At 75.2% G+C, this 4624-nt stretch carries 2 protein-coding genes; one reads left to right on the top strand and one right to left on the bottom strand.

All coding sequences use genetic code 11. The annotated features are described in order from the left end of the window. Positions 1-143 precede the first annotated feature (143 nt). On the top strand, positions 144-299 hold the full coding sequence (locus ACIY1X_RS24960; RefSeq protein WP_157007987.1) for a hypothetical protein: 156 nt from the start codon (positions 144-146) through the stop codon (positions 297-299). A 159-nt stretch (positions 300-458) separates the two neighbouring features. Here the strand turns inward: ACIY1X_RS24960 and ACIY1X_RS24955 are convergent, their stop codons facing one another. Further along, positions 459-4460: a translocation/assembly module TamB domain-containing protein gene (locus ACIY1X_RS24955; RefSeq protein WP_399685976.1), complete on the bottom strand. Its 4002-nt coding sequence runs from the start codon at positions 4458-4460 to the stop codon at positions 459-461. Positions 4461-4624: the final 164 nt, after the last annotated feature.

Below are 4624 nucleotides of genomic sequence, written 5' to 3'. Positions count from 1 at the left end.
GGTTCGATTCCTGCCGGGGGCACCACCTCCGCCGCCGCTGCCCGCACGTCGTACGTTCCGTAAAGGAGGGTACGCCTTCCGGCGCATGTCGCGCCGGCGACCTCGCTCCCTAGAATCGCCGCTCTTCAACGTGGAGCCGGGTCATGAGCTGGGAACTGACGATCGAACTGTTCTGCGCCGTGGGCATCGTGTGGATGAGTTTCGCGATGCCGTTCTATCGCGGCTGGCGGCCGCTGAACGAGCGCATGGAGGATTGCATCAGGCAGACCGTGCGCGCGCTGGAGCGGCCGCTCTGCTGAGCCTTCGGCCTTGAAAAAAAAAGACGGCCCGCCGAAGAGGCGGGCCAAGAGACCGTCGGCCAGACGGGACAGACGTGGCGCAAGGCCATGCCGGCGGTCGGTATCCACTGTCGCGCCATCCGCCTGAACGGCACCTGACCGCTGAGGCCGTGCAGTCGGTCAGTCGTACTTGACCGTGTAGATCAGGTCCACGCCGCTGTGCAGGCCGGCCTGGCCGCGCAGCGTCAGGTTGCGCGTGAGGTCGTAGAAGATGAACAGCGTGCCCAGCGTGCCGGCCAGGCTGCGTTCGTAGGTGACGTAGAAGTCGTCCGACAGCCGCTTGCCCAGCGTGACCGCAGCGTCGCCGATGCCGCCGTTGCTGCCCGGCCCCTTGAAGCCGATCTCGTCCAGGCCGAAGCGGCTGGCCAGCCCGCCGCCGCCGGCGCCCTTGCCCAGGCCGCCCAGCAGGGCGAGCGCCGCCTGCTGCATCAGCAGCGCCTCGCCGCCGCTGGTGGCCGAGGCCCGGCCCAGCACCACCCACGACAGCGTCTGCGCATCGGGCAGCGCCGGGTCGGAATAGAGCTTGACGCGCGGCGCCTGCGCGGTGCCGGTGACCTGCACGCCGGCGCGCTGCGAGATGTTGGGCCGCAGCGCCAGGATGTCGAGCTGCGGGTTGTCCACGGGGCCGTTGAAGCGGGCGATGCCGCTTTCCACGTCCAGCGCCTGCCCGTAGGCGCGGTACTGGCCCTGCACGGTGCGCACCTCGCCGGTGATGCGCGGCAGCGCGGCGAGCTGCCGGCTGGTGACGTTGAGCGTGCCTTCCAGCCGCGTGGTGATGCCGCGGCCCTGCACGGCGAAGTCGCGGCCGAGGTCGAAGTCGACGGCGATGTCCGGCGGGCGCGACAGCAGCGGCTGGTTGGGCCGGGCCTCGGCCTCCTGCCGGCGCTCGCGTGCGCGCGCCTCGCGCTCGGCCTGCTCGCGCTGTTCGGCCGCGCGGGCGGCGGATTGGACCACTACGTCGCTGCCCAGGCCGGGCGCGGTCTCTTCGGGCAGGATGATGACGGCGCGGTCGGTGGTGATCTTGCCGCGCACCGTGAGCTGCCCGGCCGCCAGCCGCGCCTGCACGTCGCCCGAGACGGTGACCTGGCGGTCCGAGCGCACCAGCGCGCGCAGGCGCTGCACCTCGCCGCGCATGTCCATCGACAGGCCGGACTGCCCGGCCTGCGCCGTGCCCCAGCCGGCCTCGCCGCGGAAGCTGACGCGGCCGCCGTCGGCCGCCGCCTCGCTGGCCGCGGTGCTGAGGTTGCCGCTGCGCCCCGGGATGCGCACGCTGCTGCCCGGCCCGCCGTGCAGCACGAACTCCTGCAGCACCAGACGGTTGCCGGCGAGCTGCGCGCGCAGCCGGCCGTCGCGCAGGTCCAGCCCTTCGACCGCCGCCTTGAGCGACAGCCGGTCGGCCGCGAGCGTGCCGTTCCAGCGCGGGTCGCCGCGCGTGCCGGCCAGGGTGGCGTCGGCCTCCAGCGTGCCGGAGACGCGCCAGCCCGGCGGCGCCAGCATCGACCACACGCCGAGCTGCGGCAGGCTGGCCTTCACCCGGCCGCCCAGCGGCGCGTCGGGCGCCCACTGCCAGCCGCCCGCGCGCTGCGCCAGACGGGTGTCGGCCTGCACGTCGATGCGGCCGGCGCGCTCGCTGTCCCAGGCCAGGCTGGCGCGCACTGCCTCGCCCTGCGCGTCCAGGCGCAGCTCGGCCTGGCGCAGCCCGGCCGGGGTGGAGGGTGCGTTGTCGGTGGAGTCGGTGCTGATCTCCTTCTTCGTGCCGGTGCCGCGGCTGTCGATGCGCCGCACCAGCGCCGCCTCGCCGGCCTGCAGGCGCAGGTCGCCGCCGGCGCGGGCCACGCGCACCTGGGCGCGCAGCTGGTCGGCGGCGTCGATGTCCCAGTCGCCGTCGAACACCAGGTCGCCGCTGATGCCCATTTCGCGCAGGCTGGTGTCGCCGCCGAAGGCGCGGCTCCAGGCCATCGGCAGGCCCCGCATGCGGCCCTTGGTCTGCAGGCGGAAGACGGCGCCGCCCGCGCTGGCGCTCTGGCGCAGGCGCAGCGGCTCCCAGTCCAGCCGCACGGTGCCGGGCACGGGGCCTTCGAGCGTGGCGCCGCCGGCGGTGGTCTCCAGTTCGAGGCTGCCGCCGCCGGCGCGCAGGGTGCCGCTGAACTCGCTGGCCAGGGCCAGCGTCCACGGCGCTTCCTCCCGGCGCGCGGTGTCGCGCATCTGCGCGCGCAGGTGCGCCAGCGACAGCCGCCAGCGCTGCTCGCCCGCCAGGCCGCCGCCGGCACGGGTGTCGAGCGTGACCTGCCGCGTGCCCTGGCGCGCCTCGCCGCGCAGCGCCAGCGTGGCGTTCGCCAGGCTGCCGTCCAGCGTGGCCCGCAGGCCGCGCAATTCGACCTCCTGCGCCTCGGGCTGGCGCAGGACCAGCCGCGGCGTCTCGAGCGTCGCGTTCAGCGTCGGCTCGGCGCTGCCGCGCAGCGGCGCGGCGGGCGACGCGATGCGCTGCTGGATCGTGCGCCAGCCGCCCTGCCAGCGCGCCTGGAGCCGCGCGCTGCCCTGCGCGGAGGCGCCGCCGAAGGCCTGTTCCAGCCCCGGCAGTCCTTCCAGCCACTGCTGCAGCGCCGCGGCGTCGTCCACGCGCGCCGACAGTTCGCCACCGCCCTGCGTGGGCGCGATGCGGCCCTGGAACCGCGCCGAGCCGCCGGGCAGCGCGGCGCGCAGTTCGCCGCGGCCGGCCTGGTCGGCCACGTGCAGTTCCAGCTTGCCCTGGATGCTGGCGCGTTCGGCGTCGATGCGAAGCTGCGCCAGGTCCAGCACCGGGTCTGCCCATCGGCCCTGGGCCAGCGCGCGTTCCAGCTTCAGCCCGTTCAGCGCGCGTGTGCCGCCGCCGCCCTGGGCCTGCAGCGCCACATCGAAGTCGATGCCCTCGCCGCGCTGCTGCGCCTTGGCGCGGCCGCTGATGGGCGCGCCCGCCAGCGCGGTGTGCAGCTCGCCCGGCCGCACGTTCTGCAGGGTGGCGTCGATGCGCCACGGATCGGGCGCCGGGCTCCAGGCCCCGTGGGCCTCGATGCGGCCGTGGCCGGCATGCACCGTGGCCTGCTCGACCTGCACGCTGCGGCCGTCGTAGCCGATGCCGGCCTGCAGTGCCTGCACCGGCAGGCGGCCTTCGTCCCAGGGCCCGGGCTCGGCGTTGACGATGTCGGCGCGCAGCTTCCACGCCTGCGCGCCGGCGGCCGGGTCGGGCTCGATGGCCGCCTCGCCGGTGAGCAGCGTGCGCGGCCCCTGCGGCCACAGCAGCGCGACGTCGAGGTGGCGCATCTTCGCCAGCGCATCGATCACGGGCTGCGGCGCCCAGGGCGCGACGCGGGCCTCGACCTGCGCGTCCATCGGCTGGGTGCCGTCGGCCTGTTCCGTCGGCGCCGCCTGCGCCTGCACCGCCAGGCGCGCGTCGGCGCCGGCGAGGGTGCCGTCGGCGGTGGCGTGAACGGCCAGTTCCATGCTGCGGCCTTCCTCCAGTGGCGCGGGCAGGCGGCCGTCCAGGGCCAGCTTCAGCGCCATCGGCGCGGCGCCCTGCAACTGCGCCTCGGCGCTGTAGTGGCCCTGCACGGGGGTCGCCAGGTCCACGCCGTCGATCTTCAACCGGTGGTCCTGCCCATCGAAGACGTAGCGGCCGGCCAGGCCGGTGGCCTGCACGGGGGGCGGGCCTTTCCATTGCAGGTCGTCGACGCGGAAGGGCAGCTCGATCTGCACCGGCAGCACCAGGCCCGTCAGCGGCTCGGGCGGCGGGCTGGGTTCTTCCTTCGGTCCGCGCGGCTCGATGACGATGCGCGCCGCATGCACCTCGCCCAGTTGCACGCGCCGCTGCAGCAGCGGCCCCAGGCTCCAGCCGATGCGTGCGCCCTCGACCTCCACCGCCATCGTCGGGCTCTGCCAGCGCAGGTGGCCGATGGCGCCGCCGCGGCGCAGCGAGCCGGTGACCCCGCGCGCCTCCAGCGTCTGGCCGGCCGGCAGGTAGCGCGCGGCGCGATGGAGCACGGCGGCCAGCGAGCTGTCGGTGCCGATCCACCACCAGCCGAGGGCGAGCACGGCCGCCAGCAGCACCAGCAGCGCGGCCATGCTCCAGGCCGCGGCACGCAGCACGCGCCGTGGCCAGGGCCGGCGCGGCGGCGTTCGGGCGGTGTCTGGGGCGTTCCCTTCCATCAGCAGTCTGCGCTCGTGTCCATTCCAAAGGCCGCGGAGCAGGCCATGCCAGTGCACCCGTGGAACCGGCTTTGCCGGGCCACCGGGTGCGCCCCCTCGAGGGG

The sequence above is a fragment of the Xenophilus sp. genome, from assembly GCF_044462705.1.
Taxonomy (GTDB): domain Bacteria; phylum Pseudomonadota; class Gammaproteobacteria; order Burkholderiales; family Burkholderiaceae_C; genus Xenophilus; species Xenophilus azovorans.
The sequence above is the reverse complement of the archived record's forward strand: the minus strand, read 5'-3'. Positions and strand labels throughout refer to the sequence as shown.